21 protein-coding genes are annotated in these 23,866 nt (G+C 63.1%); 9 read left to right on the top strand and 12 right to left on the bottom strand.

Going from position 1 to position 23,866, the window contains the following annotated elements; genetic code table 11:
* Positions 1-156 precede the first annotated feature (156 nt).
* The 4 genes from FJ978_RS20665 to FJ978_RS20650 all read right to left on the bottom strand — a co-directional run bounded on the left by FJ978_RS20665 (position 157) and on the right by FJ978_RS20650 (position 5,807).
* Positions 157-579: a GFA family protein gene (locus tag FJ978_RS20665; RefSeq protein WP_140573564.1), complete on the bottom strand. Its 423-nt coding sequence runs from the start codon at positions 577-579 to the stop codon at positions 157-159.
* 34 nt (positions 580-613) lie between these two features.
* A protein-coding gene (gene prfB / locus FJ978_RS20660; RefSeq protein ID WP_140573562.1) for a peptide chain release factor 2 occupies positions 614-1,745 on the bottom strand; the annotation gives its coding sequence in 2 pieces (ribosomal slippage) (positions 614-1,678 and positions 1,680-1,745; 1,131 coding nt in all).
* 150 nt (positions 1,746-1,895) lie between these two features.
* Positions 1,896-4,340, bottom strand: coding sequence for a penicillin-binding protein 1A (locus FJ978_RS20655; RefSeq protein ID WP_140573560.1), 2,445 nt, complete (start codon positions 4,338-4,340; stop codon positions 1,896-1,898).
* Between the two features lie 213 nt (positions 4,341-4,553).
* Positions 4,554-5,807 (bottom strand): N-acetylmuramoyl-L-alanine amidase, encoded by a 1,254-nt coding sequence (locus FJ978_RS20650; RefSeq protein WP_140573558.1) that lies wholly within the window; start codon positions 5,805-5,807, stop codon positions 4,554-4,556.
* Between the two features lie 651 nt (positions 5,808-6,458).
* Between FJ978_RS20650 and FJ978_RS20645 the strand changes: the two genes are divergently transcribed.
* The gene (locus FJ978_RS20645) at positions 6,459-9,437 is read left to right on the top strand and encodes a ribonuclease E/G (RefSeq protein WP_140573556.1); all 2,979 of its coding nucleotides are present in this window, start codon (positions 6,459-6,461) and stop codon (positions 9,435-9,437) included.
* A gap of 103 nt (positions 9,438-9,540) precedes the next feature.
* Here FJ978_RS20645 and FJ978_RS20640 read toward each other — a convergent pair whose 3' ends face one another.
* Both FJ978_RS20640 and FJ978_RS20635 read right to left on the bottom strand, forming a co-directional pair.
* Positions 9,541-10,524 carry a glutaminase gene (locus FJ978_RS20640; RefSeq protein WP_140573554.1) on the bottom strand — a complete coding sequence of 328 codons (984 nt, stop codon included), beginning with the start codon at positions 10,522-10,524 and terminating at the stop codon, positions 9,541-9,543.
* 4 nt (positions 10,525-10,528) lie between these two features.
* A complete protein-coding gene (locus FJ978_RS20635) occupies positions 10,529-11,677 on the bottom strand; it encodes an aminotransferase class I/II-fold pyridoxal phosphate-dependent enzyme (protein ID WP_140573552.1) in 1,149 nt (382 codons plus the stop codon).
* Positions 11,678-11,824: 147 nt separating this feature from the next.
* Between FJ978_RS20635 and FJ978_RS20630 the strand changes: the two genes are divergently transcribed.
* The 6 genes from FJ978_RS20630 (at position 11,825) to aat (ending at position 17,151) form a co-directional block, all read left to right on the top strand.
* Positions 11,825-13,216, top strand: a complete 1,392-nt coding sequence (locus FJ978_RS20630) for a M48 family metalloprotease (protein WP_140573550.1) — start codon at positions 11,825-11,827, stop codon at positions 13,214-13,216.
* 64 nt (positions 13,217-13,280) lie between these two features.
* Complete coding sequence (locus tag FJ978_RS20625) at positions 13,281-14,102, top strand: DsbA family protein (RefSeq protein WP_013895759.1); 822 nt, start codon at positions 13,281-13,283, stop codon at positions 14,100-14,102.
* A gap of 145 nt (positions 14,103-14,247) precedes the next feature.
* Positions 14,248-14,682 (top strand): type II 3-dehydroquinate dehydratase, encoded by a 435-nt coding sequence (aroQ, locus tag FJ978_RS20620; protein WP_013895760.1) that lies wholly within the window; start codon positions 14,248-14,250, stop codon positions 14,680-14,682.
* A 26-nt stretch (positions 14,683-14,708) separates the two neighbouring features.
* Positions 14,709-15,167: an acetyl-CoA carboxylase biotin carboxyl carrier protein gene (accB, locus tag FJ978_RS20615; protein WP_013895761.1), complete on the top strand. Its 459-nt coding sequence runs from the start codon at positions 14,709-14,711 to the stop codon at positions 15,165-15,167.
* Between the two features lie 10 nt (positions 15,168-15,177).
* Entirely contained in the window at positions 15,178-16,521 is a 1,344-nt protein-coding gene (gene accC / locus FJ978_RS20610; protein ID WP_013895762.1) for an acetyl-CoA carboxylase biotin carboxylase subunit, read from the top strand.
* A 12-nt stretch (positions 16,522-16,533) separates the two neighbouring features.
* Entirely contained in the window at positions 16,534-17,151 is a 618-nt protein-coding gene (gene aat, locus FJ978_RS20605; protein WP_013895763.1) for a leucyl/phenylalanyl-tRNA--protein transferase, read from the top strand.
* 3 nt (positions 17,152-17,154) lie between these two features.
* On the opposite strand, the gene FJ978_RS20600 is transcribed toward aat, so the two are convergent.
* The 3 genes from FJ978_RS20600 to FJ978_RS20590 form a co-directional block, all read right to left on the bottom strand.
* Positions 17,155-17,544 (bottom strand): hypothetical protein, encoded by a 390-nt coding sequence (locus FJ978_RS20600; RefSeq protein WP_140573627.1) that lies wholly within the window; start codon positions 17,542-17,544, stop codon positions 17,155-17,157.
* A 75-nt stretch (positions 17,545-17,619) separates the two neighbouring features.
* Complete coding sequence (locus tag FJ978_RS20595) at positions 17,620-18,198, bottom strand: DUF2155 domain-containing protein (RefSeq protein ID WP_140573548.1); 579 nt, start codon at positions 18,196-18,198, stop codon at positions 17,620-17,622.
* Between the two features lie 158 nt (positions 18,199-18,356).
* Entirely contained in the window at positions 18,357-18,755 is a 399-nt protein-coding gene (locus FJ978_RS20590; RefSeq protein WP_140573546.1) for an NADH:ubiquinone oxidoreductase subunit NDUFA12, read from the bottom strand.
* Positions 18,756-18,987: 232 nt separating this feature from the next.
* On the opposite strand from FJ978_RS20590, the gene panB reads away from it, so the two are divergent.
* Together panB and panC are read left to right on the top strand one after the other, a co-directional pair.
* Positions 18,988-19,854 (top strand): 3-methyl-2-oxobutanoate hydroxymethyltransferase, encoded by an 867-nt coding sequence (gene panB / locus FJ978_RS20585; protein WP_140573544.1) that lies wholly within the window; start codon positions 18,988-18,990, stop codon positions 19,852-19,854.
* Positions 19,851-20,702, top strand: coding sequence for a pantoate--beta-alanine ligase (panC, locus tag FJ978_RS20580; protein WP_140573542.1), 852 nt, complete (start codon positions 19,851-19,853; stop codon positions 20,700-20,702). Before panB ends, panC begins: the two co-directional genes overlap by 4 nt.
* A gap of 88 nt (positions 20,703-20,790) precedes the next feature.
* On the opposite strand, the gene FJ978_RS20575 is transcribed toward panC, so the two are convergent.
* The 3 genes from FJ978_RS20575 to gatB form a co-directional block, all read right to left on the bottom strand.
* Positions 20,791-21,489, bottom strand: a complete 699-nt coding sequence (locus FJ978_RS20575; RefSeq protein WP_140573540.1) for an AIM24 family protein — start codon at positions 21,487-21,489, stop codon at positions 20,791-20,793.
* A 156-nt stretch (positions 21,490-21,645) separates the two neighbouring features.
* The gene (locus tag FJ978_RS20570; protein ID WP_140573538.1) at positions 21,646-22,137 is read right to left on the bottom strand and encodes a GNAT family N-acetyltransferase; all 492 of its coding nucleotides are present in this window, start codon (positions 22,135-22,137) and stop codon (positions 21,646-21,648) included.
* 4 nt (positions 22,138-22,141) lie between these two features.
* Positions 22,142-23,641 (bottom strand): Asp-tRNA(Asn)/Glu-tRNA(Gln) amidotransferase subunit GatB, encoded by a 1,500-nt coding sequence (gene gatB, locus FJ978_RS20565; protein ID WP_140573536.1) that lies wholly within the window; start codon positions 23,639-23,641, stop codon positions 22,142-22,144.
* Positions 23,642-23,866: the final 225 nt, after the last annotated feature.

The raw sequence follows: 23,866 nt of genomic DNA, 5'->3' as shown, positions 1-23,866 counted from the left end.
GGCGCAAGAAGCTGCTGCTATCGGCGATATCGCCGTGCAGGCGCCAACCCTCTGCAATTGCTGACGAGATTCAGGCCAGGTTCCACTCCCGGCATGCGAGTTTCGACTAACGGGCGAGCATCGAAATAACGGCGATCGGCCCGAATCGGTTCCAGCCTATCGAGCGTCGGAGCCGACGATCACGTGCTCTTGATATTGCGGCAGGTCGTCGGTGATATCGAACCAGCCTGCCTTGGAGCCGACGAAAATGTGCGCGGTCGGACGAATGGAAGGATCGCCGACAAGGGTTCCCATCGGCACATGGAAAAAGGCTCCTTCGCGGACGAGCGAATAGAGCAATGAGCCGCACAGTCCGCAGTGGGCGTCATGAGCGCCGCTTTGATCGCCGAAGATCAGGAGCTTGTCCTCGCCCTTGACGAGGGCCAACTTGTCTCGCTCGATCCCGGCAAAAGGTTTGAAGGCCGAACCGGTGGTCCGCCGACAATTCGAGCAGTGGCAGTTGGCTGCGTAGACGAATTCGTCGGCGACGTCGTAGCGCACTGCTCCGCAGAGGCATTTTCCCGAGAGCCTGCGTGCCATCGTCGGTTCAGCTCCGTCGTTCAAGCGGCTGCTTTTAATCCAGGTCCGCCACCACTTCACCCGCACCGCCCTCGATGCGTTGCGACAGCGAAGCCTCCATGAAATCGTCGAGGTCGCCATCGAGTACACTGGAAGGGCTGGTGCTTTCGACACCGGTACGAAGGTCCTTCACCAGCTGATAGGGCTGCAGCACGTAGGAGCGGATCTGGTGGCCCCAGCCGATATCGCTCTTGGACGCTTCGGTCGCGTTGGCAACGGCTTCGCGCTTCTTCAGCTCCTCCTCATAGAGGCGCGAGCGCAGCATCTCCCAGGCCTTGGCCTTGTTCTTGTGCTGTGAACGCTCGGCTTGGCAGGCAACCGCGATACCAGTGGCGATATGGGTGATGCGTACGGCCGAATCGGTGGTGTTGACGTGCTGGCCGCCCGAACCCGACGAGCGATAGGTGTCGATGCGAACGTCGGATTCGGACACGTCGATCTCGATCGTGTCGTCGATGACCGGATAGACCCAGACGCTGGCGAAGGAGGTGTGCCGGCGCGCATTGCTGTCATAGGGCGAAATGCGCACCAGGCGATGGACGCCGGATTCCGTCTTCAGCCAGCCATAGGCATTGTGGCCCTTGATCAGCAAAGTCGCGGACTTGATGCCTGCTTCTTCGCCGTCATGCACTTCCAGCACCTCGACCTTGAAGCGGCGGCGCTCGGCCCAGCGCGTGTACATGCGCAAAAGCATCGAGGCCCAGTCCTGGCTTTCGGTGCCGCCCGCGCCTGCGTGGACTTCGAGATAGGTGTCGTTGGCGTCGGCTTCGCCCGACAGCAGTGTCTCGACCTGGCGGGCTTTCGCCTCGCCCTGCATGGAGCGGAGCGCGGCCTCGGCCTCGGCGATGACGCCTTCGTCGCCCTCTTCCTCGCCGAGCTCGATCAGGCCGATATTGTCCTCCAGCGCCTGCGTCAGACCCTTGACCGATGCAATGCCTTCCTCGAGGCCCTGGCGCTCGCGCATCAGCTTCTGCGCCTTCAGCGGTTCGTTCCATAGGCTGGCGTCCTCGGCGCGAACGTTCAGGTATTCAAGCCGCTTTATGGCCTGATCCCAGTCAAAGATGCCTCCTCAGCAGGGTTATCGCCTGCCTGATCTCGTCGACAATATTCTGCGTTTCCGCGCGCATGGCCTGGTATTTTGTCCTGTTGCTGAAGTGACACTTTGGTCGGCGCGATACATAGGGACGGCGCCGCCATGTGTAAAGCGAACATGTGCAAAGCGAATAGGCCGGCCCCAGGGCCAACCCCAAGGCCAGCCGTGCCGACGACCGGACCCGTTAGTAGAGTCCGCCGCCGCCGTCCTGGATGGCCTGGTTGGCCTGTGGCGACAAGGCGCCGCCGGAGGCATTGGAGCCGTCGGCGCCCATGCCGATCACCCAATAGCTGTCGGCGGGGCCGGTGCCCGGCTTGAAGGCCTCGACGATGGTGCCCGGATCGCCCGATGCCGCCCGCATGCCGGTCTTGCGGTTGATGGCGATCAGGTTCATGCCATCGGGAACCTTGAAGTCGACATTGGGCGTGCCGTCCAGCGCCACGCGCATGAAATCCTTGAAGATCGGGGCCGCGAGACCGCCGCCGGTGGCGCCATGGCCAAGGCCGCGCGGCGTGTCGTAGCCCATGTAGAGGCCGACCACGAGGTTCGGCGTGTAACCGATGAACCAAGCGTCCTTTTCGTCGTTGGTGGTGCCGGTCTTGCCGGCAATGTGGCGGCCGAGCTCACCGATGGTGGCGCCGGTGCCGCGCTGGACGACGCCTTCCATCATCGACGTGATCTGGTAGGCGGTCATCGGATCGAGAACCTGCTCGGAATTGTCGACCAGTTCCGGCTCCGGCTGGTTCTTCCATTCAGGCGCATTGCAGCTTTCACAGCCACGTTCATCCTGCTTGAACACCGTCTTGCCGTAGCGATCCTGGATGCGGTCGATCAGCGACGGTTTGATCGACTTGCCGCCATTGGCCATGATCGAATAGGCCGAAACCATGCGCATGACGGTGGTCTCGCCAGAGCCAAGCGCCATCGGCAGATACGGCGCCAGATGATCGTAGACGCCGAAGCGCTCGGCATATTCAACGACGAGCTTCATACCCATGTCGTTGGCAAGCCGCACGGTCATCAGGTTGCGCGACTTCTCGATGCCGGAGCGCAGCGTCGCCGGACCGGCGACGGTGCCGTCATAATTCTTCGGCGTCCATGTCGTGTTGCCGCTCTGGATGGTGATCGGCCCGTCCATGATCACCGAGGCCGGCGTGTAGCCATTGTCGAGCGCGGCCGAATAGACGATCGGCTTGAACGAGGAGCCCGGCTGACGCATCGCCTGGGTGGCGCGGTTGAATTCCGACTGCGAATAAGAGAAGCCGCCGACCATGGCCAGTACGCGGCCGGTGTGCGGATCCATGGCGATCAGGCCACCCTCCACCTCGGGAACCTGGCGCAGGCTGTAGGTGTTGTCGGAGCCTTCGTTCTTCTGCACGAAGATGACGTCGCCTGGCTTCAGCACGTCGGCCGGTGATTTGGCCCTGACTGTCTTGCCATCGACCAAATGGCGCATGGCGAAACCCATGTCGTCCTTGCTGACGGTGCCTTCGACGCGTTCCTTGACGATCTCGCCCGACGCCTGGCGTGCGGGCTGCAGGCCGATCGACAATCCAGTCGCCGAACTGTCGAGCACGACGGCAAGCGACCATTCGGGAACGTCCTCCAGCCCCTTGACGGCGCCCAGCGAGGCGCCCCAGTCGCCAGACACGTCGATTGTCTTCACCGGCCCGCGATAGCCGCGCAGCGTGTCGTATTTCATCAAACCGTTCTGCATCGCCTTGCGGGCAATGAGCTGGACTTTCGGGTCGAGGGTGGTGCGAATGGACAGGCCGCCCTCATAGAGCGCGTTCTCGCCGTAACGGGCGATGATCTGCCGGCGGACCTCTTCCGTGAAATACTCGCCGGCGAAAAGGTAGGAGCCGGTGCGGCGCGGGGCAACGCCAAGTGGCTCGGCCTTCGCTTTCGCACCCTCTTCGGGAGTCACGTAACCGTTCTCGACCATCTGGCCGATGACCCAGTTTCGCCGCTCAAGCGCCCGATCGGCATGTTTGAAGGGATTGTAGTTGGCTGGGCCTTTCGGCAGCGATGCCAGATAAGCGGCCTCGGCCACGGTCAATTCGTTCACCGACTTGTCGAAATAGGTCAGCGCGGCGCCAGCGACACCGTAGGCGTTGAAGCCAAAGAAAATCTCATTGAGATAGAGTTCAAGGATGCGATCCTTGGAATAGGCCTGTTCGATGCGAAACGAAAGGATGGCCTCCTTGACCTTGCGTTCCAGGGAGCGCTCGTTGGTGAGGAGGAAGTTCTTGGCAACCTGCTGGGTGATCGTCGAACCGCCCTGCATCGGTCCACCCGAAACGTAAGTGAGCGCCGCCCGGCCCAATCCCGTTATGTCCACGCCAGGGTGATTGTAGAAATTCTTATCCTCGGCGGACAGGAAGGCAGCCTTGACGCGATCGGGGATCGCCTGAATCGGCAAATACAGGCGCCGTTCGCGCGCATATTCCGCCATCAGAGAGCCATCCGAGGCATGGATGCGGGTGGTCACCGGCGGTTCGTATTTGGCCAGCACTTCGTAGTCAGGCAGATCCTTTGCCACATGGCCGATGTAAATCGCAACGCCCGCCGCGACCAGAAGGGCCAGCGTCGTGCCGATGCCGAAGAAATAGCCAATGAGACGAATCATACCCGCTCCAGTCCTTGGTTCGGGAATTTCCTAAACGAAGCCGCCTTCCGCGCAAGCTTTCGTGCCGGGCCCAAACCGTAATCGAAAACCCATGTCGCCGCCATGTGGACAAAATACGGCAAGGCCTTGTTTCGTGGGCGCGTGCTGGAAATAAAGGCATCGGGTGTTGTCATACAGCAACGCCGCCTCTGGTTGCAGGCGTGGCCAGGCATGTCAGCCTCCGGTTCCGGCACGGGCGGAAGCAAAAAGCGCGACGGCGTTGGTGATGCTTTGCGCGGCTTTGTCGCGCCAATCGGCGTTGAGCAGCTGCGCCTCGTCCTTGGCGTTCGAGAGATAGCCGAGTTCGACCAGCACCGATGGCACGTCTGGCGCCTTCAGCACCTTGAACCCAGCGGAACGCTGCGGATTGTTGATGAGGCCGACGCTGGTCGAAAGCTGGCCGACCAATGTGTGGGCGAAACTCATTGAAAAGGTGTGCGTCTCGCGGCGGATCAGGTCGATCAGGATGTCCGTCACCTCCTTCTTATCGTCCTTGATCACCATGCCGGCGAACTGGTCGGAGAGATTTTCACGGTCGGCCAGCGCCTGCGCCTCGGGATCCGACGCCTTGTCGGAAACCGTATAGACGGTGGCGCCGCGGATGCCCTTGACGCTGATGGTGTCGGCGTGGATCGAAATCAGCAGATCGGCCTCATGCTGCCGCGCAATGCGGACTCGGTCGTCCAGGCGCAAATATTCATCGCTGTCGCGGGTCATGAAGACATCGTATTTGCCGGCCGCGGCGAGCTTGTCGCGCAACTCCGTGGCGAAGGCGAGCGTGACGTTCTTCTCGATGGTGCCGTTCAGGCCCTCGGCGCCGCCATCGACGCCGCCGTGACCGGGATCGATGACGACCGTGAAGCGGTGCCCGGGATTGGAGACGGGCCCGGTGCCGACCCGCCCGCCCTTGTCGGTCGAAACCGTGGAGCCGGTGGTCAGCGCCTGGTTGGCAAGGGCTGCATCGAACTCGCGCGCGGAGGCCGCCGACATGTCGATGGCTATGCGGTAGCCGGTGCCGTCCTCGTCCTTGAGCACATCGAGCTTATCGACGGCGAACGGCCCCTTGCCGGTGAGGATCAGCCGCGAAACGCCGTCGCCGAGTTCGCCCAGGCGCACGCCCCTGACCAGACCGCGCGGCTTCAGATCCTTGGCATCGATGGCCAGTCTGGTGTTCGCCAGGTCGATGACCAGACGATTGGGAGCACGCAGCAGGAACCATTTGATGTCAGGCTCGCGATCGAATTCCATGACGATGCGCATCTTGGTGGCATCGCCCGCCATCTTGTAGCCTTTCGCCACCAGCGGCGCATCGGCGGCATTGGCGACTGAGGAAAGGGGGGAACAAACCACCAGCAGCAAGAAACAGAAGGCGCCGAGAATCCGGCCGCCGACACGACATCCCTTGTCTGCGAGGTCTGCCAGTCCCATCTCTCTTCCAGTCGCTCCCGGTTTGGCGCCCGGCGCCCGCTCGTTTCGTCGAAGTGCCGGTTAGGCCGCGAACTCGATTAACGATTGGTATCCAGAGAAGGTTAACCAAGCCTTTTCATGCAGGGCTGGAGCCAGGTTTACGCTACGGAACTGCTTTTTGCCGGCATCGGAAATCGGGGTTGCCTTCCACCCCGCCAAATCATAAAAGCGATAGTGGATCACTGCAATCCTGGAACCGCCCTCCTCCGCAGCTTCCTGCTACAGGGTCAGATGAAAGGCGGCTCCTTTCGCTTCACGCGAAAAGGCTTCAGGTGATCGCGACGAATTTCGCAGGTGTGCGCCCGTGGCGGGGGAATCGCCTGCGTGAGGAAAACGGCCGGGTTTGTTCCCGCGCCGGCTCTGTACGAGCAAACAAGCTGGTCCGGTTTCCGGGCTTTGGTTCAAAGGTTCTGCTGGTGACGATGGCTTCAAGCGCAATCATGGAAAGGTCCGCATCAAACCGCGCCAATATGGCAGCGGGCGGCACCGCCATGACACGCAGGCAGCGTCCGGCGGACGTTCAATTATCCGGCACCCATACTCATCCAGACACACAGCAGCGGGCTTTGCCCCGCCAGCTGCGGCTGACGGCTGCCGGGGGGAAACGAAATAATGCCCAACAAAATGCTGATAGACGCCTCCCACCCGGAGGAAACACGAGTTGTCGTCGTACGCGGTAACCGTATCGAAGAATTCGACTTTGAATCCCAGGACAAGAAGCAGCTCAAAGGAAACATCTACCTCGCCCGCGTAACGCGCGTCGAACCTTCCCTTCAGGCAGCCTTTGTCGAATATGGCGGCAACCGTCACGGTTTTCTCGCCTTCAGTGAAATACATCCCGATTACTACCAGATCCCGGTCGCCGACCGTCAGGCGCTGCTGCGCGCGGAAGCGCAGGAAGCCGAGGACGAGGAGAACGAGGATAGCGAAGGCGAGGATCGCCAGAGCCGCGATCGCGGCCGGCGCGGACGCCGGCGCGGCGGCAAGAGCCGCGACCGCGGCGAGCACCCGCGCGATGCAGGCGGAGCCGAATCCGGCGAGGCAAACGAAGCCGCTGGCGAGGCAAGTGAAAACGGCGACAGTGGCGCCGATGCCGTCGCCGAGGACACCTCCAACGTTTCCGAGACCGTCGAACACGCGGCGGATACGTCGGCCGATGCCGACGCATCCTCGCATGACGAGGCTTCTGCCGAGCAGGAGGAAAGCGAAGCCCGCGAAGGCGGCCCCACCTCGATCGCCGCCTCCGTCGAAGCCGATGTGATTTCCGAGCCCGTCTCGCAGGCGGACCAGGGCAGCGAAGCCACCTCCGCCGACAATGATCGCGGCATGCTCGAAGAGGTGTCGTCCTCGCACCCGGACGATCATGAGATCGAATCGGTCGGTGCCGAGGATGCGCTGGAAGAAGTGCGCAACCGCCGCAAGCCGGTGCGCCGCCAGTACAAGATCCAGGAAGTGATCAAGCGCCGGCAGATCCTTTTGGTGCAGGTCGTCAAGGAAGAGCGCGGCAACAAGGGCGCCGCACTCACCACCTATCTGTCGCTTGCCGGTCGCTATTCCGTGCTGATGCCGAACACGGCGCGCGGCGGCGGCATTTCCCGCAAGATCACCAGCGCGGTCGACCGCAAGCGCCTCAAGGAGGTCGTTGCCGATCTCGAAGTGCCGCAAGGCATGGGCGTCATCCTGCGCACCGCCGGCGAAAGCCGCACCAAGGCCGAGATCAAGCGCGACTACGAATATCTGATGCGGCTTTGGGAGAACGTGCGCAACCTCACGCTCCAGTCCACCGCCCCTGCCCTCGTCTATGAGGAAGGCAGCCTGATCAAGCGCTCGGTGCGCGACCTCTACAACAAGGATATCGACGAGATTCTCGTCTCCGGCGACGAAGGCTACCGCGAGGCCAAGGATTTCATGCGCATGCTGATGCCGAGCCACGCCAAGGTGGTTCAGCCGTTCCGCGACACGACGCCGATCTTCGTGCGCAACGGCATCGAGGCGCAGCTCGACCGCATGTTGCAGCCGCAGGTGACGCTGAAGAGCGGCGGCTACATCATCATCAACCAGACTGAAGCGCTGGTCGCCATCGACGTCAATTCGGGCCGCTCCACCAAGGAGCACTCGATCGAGGATACGGCGCTCCACACCAATCTGGAAGCGGCCGAGGAAGTCGCGCGTCAGCTCCGGCTGCGCGACCTTGCCGGCCTGATCGTCATCGACTTCATCGACATGGAGGAGAACCGCAACAACCGCTCCGTCGAAAAGCGGTTGAAGGATCACCTCAAAAACGACCGTGCGCGCATCCAGGTCGGCCGCATCTCGCATTTCGGCCTGATGGAAATGTCGCGCCAGCGCATCCGCGCCAGCGTGCTTGAATCGACCATGAAGCCCTGCCCGCATTGCGGCGGCACTGGCCATGTGCGCTCCGATTCGTCGGTCGCGCTGATGGTGGTGAGGGCGATCGAGGAATTCCTGCTCAAGGATTCGCGCAGCCACATCACGGTACGCACCCCGGCGGCGACCGCGCTTTATGTTCTCAACCACAAGCGCGGCACGCTGGTGGAACTCGAAAGCCGCTTCGGCCTGACCATCACCATCGAGGCCGACGATGCGGTTGGCGCCCAGCACTATGCGATCTTCCGCGGCGCGCTGGCCGAAAAGCCCGAAGGCTTTGTCGAGTTGCGCAGCCTGCCGGCCTATGTCGAGCCGGAAGAACCCGAGGACGAGATCGTCATCGAGGAAGACGAGGAAGCACCGGCCCAGGCCGAGCAGCCAAGGCACGCCCAGCAATCGCAGCACCAGCAGCCCAGGTCGGGTGAGCCAAGGTCTGGCGAACCCAGGACGGGCGAGCCGAGGACGGGCGAGGACGGCGAAGGCCGCGACCGCAAGCGCCGCAAGCGCCGCAGACGGCGCGGCGGCAAGGATCGCGACCGCGAACATGGCGCCCCGACGGACGGCTCGTCCATCTCCGCACCGGCCGGCGATTTCGCCGAATCGGCACATGAGGCGGACAATGACGACACCGAAACGGACGATGCCGCTGCGATCTCTGCCAGCGCGTCCGACGAGGCGGTACAGGCTTCCGATGACAGCCAGGGCAAGAAGCGCCGGCGCGGCAAGCGCGGCGGCAAGCGCAATCGTCGCGAGGACGGTGAAGGCGAGACCGAGGCCGAGGCCGGCGAAGCCGCCGACGCCTCGGTGATCGATGCCGCTGAAGCTGAGACGGTCGCTAGCGAGCCCGTAGCGGTTGAAGAAGCCGCGGCTTCCGCACCGTCGAACGACGACGCTCCAGCCGAAAAGCCGAAGAAGAAGCGTGCTTCAAGGGCAAAGAAGGCCGCAGCCGAAGTCCCCGCCGAGGCGGTGACCGAGGCAGATCCGGAAGCTGCCGTCGAGCCCGCTCCTGTGGACGATGCGAACGTCGTTGCCGAGCCGTCCGTTGCCGAAGAGGAGCCGGCGAAGGCCCGCCCGTCGCGGCGCAAGGCGGTGGCTGCGGATACTCCGGTCGTGCCAGTGGTTTCTTCGAGCGTCGCCGATGAGGCCAAGACCGAAGAAAAGCCGAAGCGTGCCGGTTGGTGGCAGCGGAAGGGCTTTTTCTAAGCTTTTCAGCTCGTTGAGCTGATGTTCTGACAAGAAAATCCCGCGCGATCGAAAAGATGGCGCGGGATTTTTCATACCCGGCATTCCGATAGGGCGGGAAACGCTAAGGCGCGAAGATCGACCAGTTCATCATCCTGGCCAGCTTTTCCAGTGCGATCGAACCGAGCTTGGAGTTGCCGTTGGCATTGAGGCCGGGCGACCAGACGGCAAGCGAAGCGACACCCGGCACGATGCCCAATATGCCGCCGCCGACGCCGCTCTTGCCGGGAATGCCGACGCGGAAGGCAAAATCGCCGGAGCCGTCATAATGGCCGCAGGTCAGCATCATGGCGCCGATGCGCCGCGCCCGCTCGGCCGACACCACGGAATGCCCCGTCGCCGGGTTCTTGCCGCCATTGGCGAGGAAGCGGCCGGCCATCGCCAGTTGCCGGCAACTCATGGCGATGGCGCAGTGATGGAAATAAACGCCTAGCGCAAGCTCCGGTGCATGATGGAGATTGCCGAAGGATTTCATATAGTTGGCGAGCGCAAAGTTGCGATAGCCGGTGGCGCGCTCGGAGGCCGCCACCTCGCGGTCGATGATGATGGTCTCGTCGTCGGCCAGGAACTGTATGAAACGCAGGATCTCGCCAATCGCCTCGCGCGGCTGGTGGCCGGCGAGCAGGATGTCGGAAATGACGATGGCGCCGGCATTGATGAACGGATTGCGCGGAATGCCGTTCTCGTGCTCGAGCTGTACGATGGAGTTGAACGGATTGCCGGACGGCTCGCGCCCCACCCGCTTCCACAGCGCATCGCCGACATTGCCAAGCGCCAGGGTCAAGGTGAAGACCTTCGAGATGCTCTGGATCGAGAACGGCTGGTCGGCATCTCCCGCCACCAGCACGCGGCCATTATTGGTGACGGCAGCGATGCCGAATTTCCTCGGATCGACCTTGCCCAGTTGGGGAATGTAGGTCGCGACATCGCCGCGGTCGGTGCGCTCGGCCATTTCGGCGGCGACCTCGGCCAATGCCTGATCAAGTTTGGGGGCCTGATCAAGTTTGGGGGCCTGATCAAGTTTGGGGGCTTGTTCGAGTTCCGGCATGGCGCTACCTCAACCAGCGTTCGAGGCGCGCCATGGCCTCGACCATGTCGTCATGGCTGCCGGCATAGGAAAACCGCATCGTGCGGTGCCCCGCCTGGGTATCGAAGTCGCGGCCGGGCGTCGCCGCCACATGGGCTTCCGCCAGCATCTTGCGCGCGAATGCCATGCTGTCGTTGCTGTGCCGGGTGACATCGCAAAAGGCATAGAAGGCACCATCCATGGGCGCCGCCAGCGGAAAGCCGAGCTCGGGCAAACGTTTCATCAGCAGCTCGCGATTCCATGCATAGCGGCCCTTGACCGCCTCCAGTTCCTCCGTCGCGGCAAAGGCCTCGATCGCGGCGATCTGCGACAGCTCCGGTGGCGAGATGTAGAGGCTCTGGGCGATGCGCTCGACCGGACGCACCAGCTCCTCCGGCAGCACCATCCAGCCGATACGCCAGCCGGTCATGCAATAATATTTCGAGAACGAGTTGATCACCGTCACGCTGTCACCGAAGGCGAGCGCCGTGGTGTCGGGGGCGCCATAGGTCAGCCGGTGGTAGATCTCGTCGGAAATGACGGCGATGCCGAGCGCCTCCGCCGTGCTGACCAGCGCCGACAGTTCGCCGGCCGGTATGACGGCGCCCGTCGGATTGGCCGGACTTGCAAACAGGACGCCCTTCAGCGGCTTCTGGCGATGCGCCGCCTCTAGATGGCCGGCATGCAGATAGGCCGCCTCGCCGAGCTCGATCTCGACGACATCGATGCCGAGCGCCGCCATGATGTTGCGATAGGCGGGGTAACCGGGCGCGGCGATAGCAACGCGGTCGCCCGGATCGAACATCGCCAGGAAGGCGAGATTGAAGGCCGCCGACGATCCGGTGGTTACCGCGATCCGCCCCGGCTCGACATCGAGCCCGTAGTGATCGGCGTAATGCCCGGCGATCGCCTTGCGCAAACCGGCCAGACCCAGCGCGTCGGTGTAGCCGATGCGGCCTTCCTGCAGGGCCTTGGCCGCCGCGGCGCGAACCTTTGCGGGCGCCGGATCGGATGGCTGGCCGACCGCCATGGAGATCACCGGCACGCCGTGGGCCTTCAGCCGGTTGGCTTCGGCCAGCACATCCATGGCGTGGAACGGCTCGACATTGCCACGGCGTGAGAGCGAAACGACCATTTTATCCCTATCCCGACGGTTGAGCACGGCATGCCCTGGACGCATGCGCCGCACAAATGCCCGATTGGTGTGAGGATCACAAGTTGAGGAAGTTTTTCCGGTGCCGACTTTTCATCTTTCGCCCGCTCGTCTACCAGTGGACACGTCATGTTGAGCCGACCCAGATCGACCATTGCAGAGGTGGCGCGTGTTTTCGCGACACTTTCGCTCGGCTTTGCCGTTGCGGTGGCGTGTTCGGTCACCGCCTTTGCCCAGTCCGTGCCGGTGGTGCGCGATGCCGAGATCGAGGCCCTAGTTCGCGACTACGCACGGCCGATCTTCAGGGCGGCCGGGCTGGCGAATGACGGCATCGACATCGTCCTGGTCAACGATTCCAGCTTCAACGCCTTCGTCACCGGACGCCGGCTGTTCATCAACACCGGCGCGCTGATGATGGCTGAAACGCCGAACGAGATCATTGGCGTCATCGCCCACGAGGCCGGCCACATCGCCGGCGGCCACCAGCAGAAACTGCGCGACCAGCTCGAACGCGCCAAGACGATGGCCATCATCGCCACTTTGCTAGGCGCCGGCGCCATTGTTGCCGGCGCCACCACCAACAGCCGCGGCCTTGCCGGCGCCGGCATGGGCGTGGCGGCTGGCGGCGGCGAGATGGCGCAGCGCAGCATCCTCGCCTATCAGCGCACCGAAGAGACGACCGCCGACCGCTCGGCGATCACCTATCTCAACGCCACCGGCCAGTCCGGCATGGGCATGCTGAAGACATTCGCCCGCTTCCAAAGCGCGCTGTCCTTGTCCGGCACGCAGGTCGATCCCTATCGTATCAGCCACCCGATGCCGCAGGAACGCATCGCCAATCTCGAAGTGCTGGTCAAGCAGAGCCCCAATGTCGGCAAGGTCGACCCGCCCGCGCTGCAGCAGCGCCATGACATGATGCGGGTCAAGATTGCCGTCTACATGGAAGGCCAGGCGGCTGGGTCACGGCTGATGCGAAAGATGCAAGGAACGCTGGCCGGGCTATATGGCGATGCCCAGTCGACCTACCTTTACGGCAATATCGCCGCAGCGCTCGCCAAGACCAACGCACTGATCAAGGCGCAGCCCAGGAATGCCTACTTCCAGGAGTTGCGCGGCGACATTCTGATGAAGGCGAACAACCCCAAGGATGCGGCGGAAGCCTACGCCAAGGCGGTCAGCCTCGATTCGGCGCGGTCCGGCTTGCTGCCGGTCTCGCTTGGACAGGCGCTGATGGCCATCGGCACGCCCGATTCGCTCAGGAAAGCCGTCGCGCAGATCAACAATGGTCTGGGGCGCGACAAGGAAAATTCCATGGGATACCGCTATCTGGCACAGGCCTATGGCGAGTTGGGGGACATACCGGGCGCCGAGCTCGCCACTGCCGAAGGTCATTTCTATTCCGGTAACTACAAGGATGCGAAGATATTCGCCATGCGGGCGCAGCAGCAGATGAAGCGCGGCGAGCCGCGCTGGATTCGCGCCCAGGACATCATAAACTACAAATCATCAGGCAAGATCTAGTGAACCCTCCGGCCATGCGCTGCGACATAGCCAGACCGGGAAACAGGCAAAAGGAACGAGAACAATGAAAAAGGCACTGCTGTTGGGCACCACGGGAATCGCTGTAGCCCTTGCGATGCTCGCTTTCGGTTTCGTCGCCGGCAACCCGCAGATCGCCAAGGCCGGCACGGCCCAGCCTGTTCAGACGGCTGAGCCTGTCCAGATGGCGGGCGCCGACACCAAGATCGACCGCGCCGAGGTCGAAGGCATCATCCGCGACTACCTCTTGAAGAACCCCGAGGTGTTGCTCGAAGTGCAGGACGCGCTCGAGGCCAAGCAGAAGGAAGAGCAGCGCATCGCCCATCTCGGCGTCATCAAGAACGCCAAGGACCAGATCTTCAACTCCGCCTTCGACGGCGTCGTCGGCAATCCGAACGGCAAGGTGACGATCGTCGAGTTCTACGACTACAATTGCGGCTTCTGCAAACGCGCCATCGAGGACATGCGGGCGCTGACCAAGACCGATCCGGACCTGCGCTTCGTGCTCAAGGAGTTCCCGATCCTCGGCCCGGATTCGCAGAAGGCGAGCGTCGTCTCGATGGCGTTCCACCTGATGATGCCGGAAAAGTACGGCGAGTTCCACAATGCGCTGCTTGGTGGCCAGGGACGCGCCACCGAAGCGGCCGCTATCAAGATCGCGCTTTCGCTCGGCGCCGACGAGGCGACGTTGCGCGAGAAGATGAAGGATCCTTCGATCCCCGAAGCCTTCTCCAAGACCTACGATCTGGCCAACAAGCTGTCGATCACCGGAACGCCGTCCTACGTCGTCGGCAACGAGGTCGTATTCGGGGCTCTCGGACAGGATGTGCTGGCGGAGAAGATCGAGGCGGCGAAAGCCGCGCTTTGATCCGCCGCCGATTTTCATCACGGGTGCATTTCGGCCTGTTGTGGACAGTGAAAGAACGCACTTGCGCTCTTTCCGCGGGCGACTATGCCCGGTATAGAGGCCCAGCGCGCAGGCTTGACGCCGGCGCCGAAAAAGGTCGGCTTTTTTGAAAACGGTTTTCGTCCTGAACGGTCCCAATCTCAACGCGCTCGGCAAGCGCGAGCCGGGCATCTATGGCGGCAAGACGCTTGCCGCGATCGCCGACGACTGCAAGCAGGCGGGCGCGTCGCTTGGGATCGAGATCGATTTCCGCCAGTCCAACCATGAGGGCGACCTCGTCGACTGGATCCAGGAAGCCGGAGACAAGGCTGCCGGCATCGTCATCAATCCAGGCGCCTACAGCCACACCTCGATCGCGATCCATGACGCCATCCGCTCGGTCGCGCCGCTGCCGGTCGCCGAAGTTCATCTTTCCAACATCCACGCGCGGGAACCATTCCGCCATGTCTCCATGGTCGCGCCGGTCGCCGTCGGCATGATCTGTGGCTTTGGGCCGCTCGGCTACACGCTGGCGCTGCAGGCGCTGGCCGCGCGCCTATGACCGGCCCACAAACAGAAGGCTCGAAAATGTCGATAAAGAAGACCGGTGTTGACCAGCAGCTGATCCGCGATCTGGCGGGCATACTGAACGACACCAACCTGACCGAGATCGAGGTTGAACTGGGCGACCTGAAGGTGCGCGTGTCGCGGCAGGCGCCCGCCGTCCACGCGATTGCGGCCCCCCAACCCGCCTATGCGCCAGCGGCAGCCGCTCTGCCCGTGGCCTCGGCCCCGGCGGCCGCGGATGTGTCGAAGAACGCGGTGGCCTCACCGATGGTCGGCACCGCCTATCTGGCGCCCTCACCGGACGCCAAGCCGTTCATCGAGATCGGCCAGAAGGTCAAGGAAGGCCAGACGCTGCTGATCATCGAAGCGATGAAGACGATGAACCAGATCCCCTCGCCGCGCGCCGGCACGGTGACGGCGATCCTGTTCGAGGACGCGACGCCGGTCGAATACGGCATGCCGCTTGTCGTGATCGAGTAGAGCGGGCCGGATGTTCCAAAAGATCCTCATCGCCAATCGCGGCGAAATCGCCCTTCGGGTGCTGCGCGCCTGCAAGGAACTCGGCATCCAGACCGTTGTGGTGCATTCGACCGCCGACGCCGACGCCATGCATGTCAGGCTTGCCGACGAGAGCGTGTGCATCGGCCCGCCGCCGTCGCGCGACAGCTATCTCAACATCCACCAGATCGTCGCGGCCTGCGAGATCACCGGCGCCGACGCCGTGCATCCGGGCTACGGCTTCCTGTCGGAGAACGCCAAGTTCGCCGATATCCTGGCAGCCCACAACATCACCTTCATCGGCCCGTCCGGCGACCATATCCGCATCATGGGCGACAAGATCGAGGCCAAGCGCACCGCCAAGCGCCTCGGCATTCCCGTGGTGCCGGGTTCCGACGGTGCGGTGACCGAGGAAAAGGAAGCCAAGCGCATCGCCGCCGAGATCGGCTATCCGGTGATCATCAAGGCATCGGCCGGCGGCGGCGGACGCGGCATGAAGGTTGCCCATACCGAGGCCGACCTCGAGGTCGCCTTGCAGACGGCGCGCTCGGAAGCGGGCGCCGCCTTCGGCGACGACGCCGTCTACATCGAGAAATACCTGCAGAAGCCGCGTCACATCGAGGTGCAAGTGTTCGGCGACGGCTTTGGCCGCGGCGTGCATTTCGGCGAGCGCGACTGCTCGCTGCAACGGCGCCACCAGAAGGTCTGGGAAGAGGCCAATTCGCCGGCTCTCAACGCCGAGGAGCGGTCCCGTATCGGCAGCATCTGCGCCACGGCCATTGCCGATCTCGGCTATTCGGGCGCCGGAACGATCGAATTCCTGTACGAGAACGGCGAGTTCTATTTCATCGAGATGAACACGCGCCTGCAGGTGGAGCATCCGGTGACGGAAGCGATCACCGGCATCGATCTCGTCCACGAGCAGATCCGGGTCGCCTCCGGCGGCGGACTTTCGGTGAGGCAGGAAGACATCAAGTTCAACGGCCACGCCATCGAGTGCCGCATCAATGCCGAGGATCCGCGTACCTTCACGCCCTCGCCAGGCACCATCACGCATTTCCACACGCCTGGCGGCCTCGGCATCCGCGTCGATTCCGGCGTGTATTCCGGCTACAGGATCCCGCCCTACTACGACAGCCTGATCGGCAAGCTGATCGTGCATGGCCGCAATCGCGTCGAGTGCATGATGCGGCTGCGCCGCGCGCTCGACGAATTCGTCGTCGACGGCATCAAGACAACCTTGCCGCTGTTTCGCGATCTGGTCGGCAATGCCGACATCGCCAATGGCGACTATGACATCCACTGGCTGGAAAAATACCTGGCCAAGGAAGAGTAGTCCGGGGACGCGATGACCCGCCCTTACGCGCCTGGCTATCGCATCCCCACGGACCTCCTGCTCAAGGCATACGCCTCGGGCGTCTTTCCCATGGCCGAAAGCGCTGCCGACCCGGAGGTGTTCTGGGTGCGGCCGGAAACGCGCGGCATCATTCCGCTGCACGGGTTCCACACGCCGAAGAGCCTGAGGAAGACAGTCCGCAAAAACCTGTTCGACATCCGCTTCGACTTCGACTTCGAGGCGACGATCGACGGCTGCGCCGAAAAGCGCGAGGAGCGCCGCTCCACCTGGATCAACGCGCCGATCCGCGAAGCCTATGTACAACTGCACCGCATGGGCCATTGCCATTCGGTCGAGGCCTGGCGCGAGGAGCGGCTGGTCGGCGGCCTCTATGGCGTGTCGCTGGGGCGGGTGTTTTTCGGCGAAAGCATGTTTTCCAAGGAGACGGACGCGTCGAAGACCTGCCTCGTGCATCTCGTCGAACGCTTGAAGGCACGCGGCTTCGCGCTGCTCGATACACAGTTCACCACCGAGCACCTCAAGCGCTTCGGCGCCGTCGACGTGCCGCGCGGCAAATACGAGAAGATGCTGGCCGAGGCCCTGAAGGGCGAAGCGGTCTTCTTTCCGTAGGGATCAAGCCTTATCGGCCGCGGCCTCAATCGGGGTCTGCGAATGGAACATCATCTTCCAGCCGTTGACGCGGTGGACGTAGCCGGTGCTGACCAGCGCGGCATAGGGTTCGCCGTTCTCCCGCGTCGCATGCGCCTCGTAGGTCAGCATGATGACGTCACTGCCCGGCTCGATTATGCCCTTGAGCTCGATATCGAGGTCGCGCCATCGGTTGGGATTGGTCGCCGTCTTGGCCAGATCGGCATTGTCCATCGCTCGTGCCATCCGCGGAAATGCCACCAGGCACTCCGTGTCGACATTGGCCGCATAATAAGCGGCATCGCCCGTCCAGAAGCCTTTTTCGAGTTCGAGCAACTCTTTCTTGCTGGCAGTGATCCGCTTGCTGTCCGACATCGGACTGTCCTCCGGGCGCATCGATGCGCGGTCGTCCGTGGCCCAACGCATGATGACCATGACGGTTCCCGGGGATCAGTTTGTGTCGGTGGTGTCCGGCTCTGTGGGATCGGGCTGTTCCACATCCGGGCTGACCTCAGCGTTCGGCTTGGCGGCAGCCGGCTTCGAAGCGTCGGCCTTGGTGGCGTCCGGTTTGGTGGCATCCGGCGCCGGCACATCGGACTTCTGCTTGCACGCCTTCAGCCAGACGTCATAGACGGCATGTTCGACGGCGTTAAGACCCGGGCTTTCGGCAAACATCCAGCCGGTGAAGATGCGGCGAATCTTGCGGTCCAGCGTGATCTCGTCGACCTCGACGAAGGAGTCCGTCTTCGGCTCCTCGTTCTGCGGCCGGGAATAGCAGACACGCGGCGTCACCTGCAAAGCGCCGAACTGCACCGTCTCGTCGATATAGACATCGAAGGTGATGATGCGGCCGGTGATCTTGTCGATGCCGGCGAACTCGGCAACCGGGTTGGTGATGCGGTCCGATCCCGCGGGCGGAGCCGGCGCAGGTGCCGCAGGTGCGGGCGACGCGGCAAAGGCGGCGGTGCTGACGGCGAGGCTGGCGGCTACCGTCAGGCCGCCTGTCGAGATTCGGTTGAAAAAGCTCATGCAAGGGTACCGGTGGTTCGCGCCCAGGTGATTCCGTCGATCGCCAAGGCTATTCGCCGTTTTCTGATGAGCAAGCAGCTAAACACCAATTGTGGCGATAAAGGACCTGCCTGCACTTCGTGCTGTGACAAGTCGGGGCGCCGTTACGAGCCGGGCCGTTACGACCCGGGCGTCCAGGCGTCGTAGTCGCCGGTAACCTGCGGGCGGTGCTGGTTGGTCAGCACCGAGCCCTTCGGGCGATAGGCCGCCGGTGTTCCGGTCAGATTGGGCTGATGCGACTTCTGCCAATCGCGCGGCTTGTAGTCGTCGCTCGGTGGCGCGACATCGACCCGGTGGTGAATCCAGCCGTGCCAGCCGGGCGGAATGGCCGAAGCTTCCGAATAGTTGCGGTAGATCACCCAGCGGCGCGTGCGGCCTTCCGAATCGACACCCCCTTCGTAATAGACGTTACCTGTCTCGTCCTGGCCGACCCTCTTGCCGTACCGCCAGGTGTGCAGGCGCGTTCCCAGCGTCTGGCTGTTCCACCAGGTGAAAAATTGCGTCAGGAAAGTCTTCATCTCAGAACCCTCGCGCTGGCGGCGCCTGTTTCCTGCTTATGGCGTCAGGCCTTCGGGAAGGCAAGGGTTTTGCCGTATAGAGCGCACAAATGGCGCGCCCGGGATCGACACCGACTTGTGATCTTTCCACATAACGGGATGCGCGCTTGCCAAGTCTTCCCGGTGTTTCTAAAGCTCGGCGTGGTCCGCGCGGCAGTATCCAAACTGACCGCGAGCCCAACGGAGGTGACGATTGGCCACGGAATTGCCGACCACCGACAACCGCGTCAGTCCAAGCCTGATTCGCCAGCGCAAGGGAGGTACGCCTCTCGTTTGCCTCACGGCCTACACCTATCCCGTCGCCCGCCTGCTTGATCCCCATGTCGACCTGCTTCTGGTCGGTGACAGCGTCGCCATGGTCCTGCATGGCCATCAGACGACGCTGGGCGCCTCGCTCGAGATGATGATCGCGCATGGGCAGGCCGTGATGCGCGGCTCCGCCAGGGCCTGCGTGGTCGTCGACATGCCGGCCGGCACCTATGAGGATTCAGCGGCACAGGCCGTTGCCTCGGCGCGGCGCATCGTCGACGAAACCGGCTGCCAGGCAGTCAAGCTGGAAGGCGGCGTCGACATGGCCGGACGGATCGCCGCGATCGTGGCCACCGGCATTCCGGTCATGGGCCATATTGGCCTGCTGCCGCAATCGGTGGAGAAGGAGGGTGGCTACAAGATCAAGGGCCGCACTGACGAGAATGTCGCGGCGCTGGTGGCGGACGCGCTGGCCGTCGAAAAGGCCGGTGCGTTCTCGGTGGTCATCGAAGGCACCATCGAGGCGGCCGCCGCCGACATCACGCGCCGCATCGCCATTCCTACCATCGGCATCGGCGCCAGCGCCGAATGCGACGGCCAGATCCTGGTCATCGACGATATGGTCGGACTGACCGTCGATCGCGTGCCGAAATTCGTCAAGGAATATGCCGATCTGCGCAGCGTGATCGCGCATGCCGCCGAGCGCTACGCACTAGAGGTGCGAAGCCGGACATTTCCCGGTCCTGCCCATGTCTTTTCGAATTCAAAACTCTTTTCCCGCACGAACACGAGTGGCGGAGATGACGCATGAGCCGGCTTGACGTCGTCGACAGCGTTGCCGCCCTTCGCGCGCGGATCCGTGACTGGCGGCGCGATGGGCTTCGCGTCGCCATGGTGCCGACCATGGGCGCGTTGCATGAAGGGCATCTCTCCCTGATCAGAATCGCACGCGAAAGAGCCGAGCGCTGCGTGGTGTCGATCTTCGTCAACCCGGCGCAGTTCGCGCCGAGCGAGGATCTCGACAAGTACCCGCGTCAGCTCGCCCGCGATCTCGATATGCTGGCGACGGCCAGGGCCGATCTTGCCTTCACACCGACTGTCGATGCGATGTATCCCGCCGGCTTTGCCACCAGGATTTCGGTCGGCGGCCCGTCCGCCGGGCTCGAATCGGATTTTCGCCCCACCTTTTTCGATGGCGTTGCCACCGTGGTGGCCAAGCTGTTCCTTCAGGCAACGCCCGACTTTGCCGTCTTTGGCGAAAAAGACTATCAGCAGCTTTGCGTCGTCAGGCAGCTCTGCCGAGACCTAGACCTGCCCGTCGAGATCATTGGCGCACCGACCATACGCGATCCGCATGGCCTCGCCATGTCGTCTCGCAACGCCTATCTCGGCGAGGCCGAACTCCAGATCGCTCGCCAGCTCAACGTGATCCTGCACAAGACAGCAGCGGCGCTGGCGGCGGGCGCGGGCCAGAAAGACACAGTCGCCGAAACCCGCAGCACCTTGATCGCCGCCGGCTTCCAGACGGTCGACTATGTCGAGGCCCGTGAGAGCCTGACGCTCGGGCCATGGCGGCGCGAGCGCGCAGGCCGCGTTCTCGCCGCCGCCTGGCTTGGAAAAACCAGGTTGATCGACAATGTGGAAATTGCCTCCGCCTGATGTAACAACCGACGGCTAGTGCGGCATGATCCGCGAATTGTCGCCGCCCGTGCGCTCACGCTGCGGGGCCTGAAACTCCGGTCGCCGCCTATTCCTCGGTCGGCATATGCAGGTACATCGACTGGATGCCCACCCGGCCCGGGCCGGTGAAGCGGTTGACGATGAAATTCATGTTGGCGCCGAAGAAGCCGCTCGACAGGCGGTCGATCTTGGTTTCCATCTTGACCGAGGTGTCCTTGAACAGCCAGCCGCCCGGCTCGATGTCGATGGTCTCGCCTGGTGCAAGCGTCTTTTCGAAGACATTGCCGTAGCCGTGCAGCCAGACGATGCCTTCGCCGGCATCGCCGCGAAACCGGTCGATGAAAAAACCGCTCTGTCCGAACAGCATCGTCGCCAGGCCGCGCACCCGCTCGAACGTGTAGTCGACATTGCCGGTGGCGGCGAGAAACTGGTGTTCGCGCACCTGGATCTCCTCGCCGCGCCTGAGATGGATCGGCACGATGTGGCCAGGCCCGTCGCGGCTGAAGGCGATGATGCCCGCCCCCGACGCCTCGGTGACGAAGATCTGCATGCCTGCCATCATGCGCTTCAGCGCGCCCTTCAGCGATTTCAGCCCGATGGTGATGGTGGAGTTCTTCCACAAAAGGATGTGGTGCTCGAAATAGACCGGCATCTGCGTCACATCGACGGAAAGCACGGGCACCAGCTCGCCCGCTATATGATAGGTGACGCCACCAAAAGTTTCGTCCGACACCTGTGTCGGCATCAGTTCCGGCAAGCTTGGCATGATCCCCCCAACGCCGCCTTGCGTGCCGGTTCATTCCGGCTTCCGCACGGTCAGCTGAGGCAGCTTTGGGGCCGGAGCCAAGGGGCGTCAAACGAAAACAGCCCCTCCACAACGCCGCTCGCGCGAAGGTGATCCAGGCCGGTCCGCCGGAAAGAATCAGCCGGCGAGCGGCCGGTGATAGACGAGCGTCGCCTCACCAGTGGCGCGTGCGCGTTCGCCGGCATCGCCGGACCGCACGAAGCCATTCGCCTCGTAGAAGGCGATGGCGTGCGTGTTCCGCTTCTCCACCTCCAGACGGACGGCCCGGGCTTCGGGGAAGCATTCGATGACCTCGTCGAGGAGCATGCCGCCGATGCCCCTGCCCTGCAGGGTTGGAAGCACGTAGAGCTGTTTCAGGACAACCAGGTCTCCGCCATCGACGCTTTCGGCAAAAGCCACGCCGCCAATGCGCTTGCCGTCATCGGCGACGAGGAATTCGCTGTTGGGCTTGGTCAGCCGCGCCTTCAGCGCGGCGATCGAATGCCATTCCTCGGTGATCGCGGTGACCCGCTCGACGCCATAGATGGCGTCATAGGTCGCGTGCCAGGTTTCGACCAGCAACGCCCGGATGGCAGCAAGGTCACGATTCCCTGCGGTGCGGACGAACATAGCCTTACTCTATGCCGAGCTTGGCCTTGACCAGGTCGTTGACCGCCTGCGGGTTGGCCTTGCCGCCCGTTGCCTTCATCACCTGGCCGACGAACCAGCCGGCCATCGTCGGCTTGGCGCGCGCCTGCTCGACCTTATCAGGATTGGCTGCGATCACCTCGTCGACGGCCTTCTCGATGGCGCCGGTGTCGGTGACCTGCTTCATGCCGCGGCTCTCGACCAGCTGGCGCGGATCGCCGCCCTCGTTCCAGACGATCTCGAACAGATCCTTGGCGATCTTGCCGGAGATCGTGCCGTCCTTGATCAGGTCGATGACAGCACCAAGCTGATCGGGCGAAACCGGAGCGTTTTCAATACCCTGGCCGGCCTTGTTCAGTTGCCCGAGCAGATCGTTGATGACCCAGTTGGCGGCGAGCTTGCCGTCGCGACCGGCGGCCACCTTCTCGAAATAATCGGCGATCGGCTTTTCCGAGACCAGGATCGAGGCATCATAGGTCGAGAGGCCGAGCGAGGCGATCAGCCGCGCCTTCTTGGCGTCGGGCAGCTCCGGCAACTCCTTGGCCAGCGCATCGACATAGGCCTGGTCGAACTCGAGCGGCAGAAGATCCGGATCGGGGAAATAGCGGTAGTCGTGCGCCTCTTCCTTGGTGCGCATGGAGCGCGTCTCGCCCTTGACCGCATCGAACAGACGCGTCTCCTGGTCGATCTTGCCGCCATCCTCGAGGATGGCGATCTGGCGCCTCGCCTCATAGTCGATGGCTTGGCCGATGAAGCGGATCGAGTTGACGTTCTTGATCTCGCAGCGCGTGCCGAATTCGCCGCCGGGCTTGCGCACGGAGACATTGACGTCGGCGCGCATCGAGCCTTCGTCCATGTTGCCGTCGCAGGTGCCGAGATAGCGCACGATGGTGCGCAGCTTGGTGACGTAGGCCTTGGCCTCGTCGGCGGAGCGCATGTCGGGCTTGGAGACGATTTCCATCAGCGCTACGCCCGAGCGGTTGAGATCGACATAGGACATGGTCGCATGCTGGTCGTGCATCGACTTGCCGGCATCCTGTTCCAGATGCAGGCGTTCGATGCCCACCTCGATGTCCTCGAATTCGCCCTGGCGATCAGGACCGACGGAGACGATCACCGTGCCCTCGCCGACGATCGGCTGCTTGAACTGCGAGATCTGGTAGCCCTGGGGCAGATCGGGATAGAAATAATTCTTCCGGTCGAAGACCGACTTGTGGTTGATCTGCGCCTTCAGGCCGAGGCCGGTGCGGATCGCCTGCTTGACGCATTCCTCGTTGATGACGGGCAGCATGCCGGGCATCGCCGCATCGACCAGGCTGACATTGGCGTTGGGGGCCGCGCCGAAAGTGGTCGAGGCGCCGGAAAACAGCTTTGCTTCCGAGGTCACCTGCGCATGGACCTCGAGGCCGATGATGATCTCCCAGTCACCGGTAGCGCCGGGGATCAGGCGTTTTGCGTCGGGCGTGCGGGTATCGATGATTGTCATGGTAGCCTGCGCTTCTAGCTCGCGAATATTGCGATTTTCGCGAATTTGGGTGTTGGCCTTCGCTAGTGCAAACCGCCCGGCGAGACAAGCGCAAAGCCGCAGGCTGGCCTTTTCTGACCTGTTCGCCTATGGGACTCCCATTCCAATGGAGAGTGGATGTCCACTTACGCTCGGTCCCGGTAAGGCCCTGACCTCGTAGCGAGGCAGGGCAGAAAACCTGAAACC

The organism is Mesorhizobium sp. B1-1-7, assembly GCF_006442705.1.
GTDB classification, from domain to species: Bacteria; Pseudomonadota; Alphaproteobacteria; order Rhizobiales; family Rhizobiaceae; genus Mesorhizobium; species Mesorhizobium opportunistum.
Note: the sequence above shows the minus strand (reverse complement) of the source record. Positions and strands in the feature narration are given on the sequence as shown.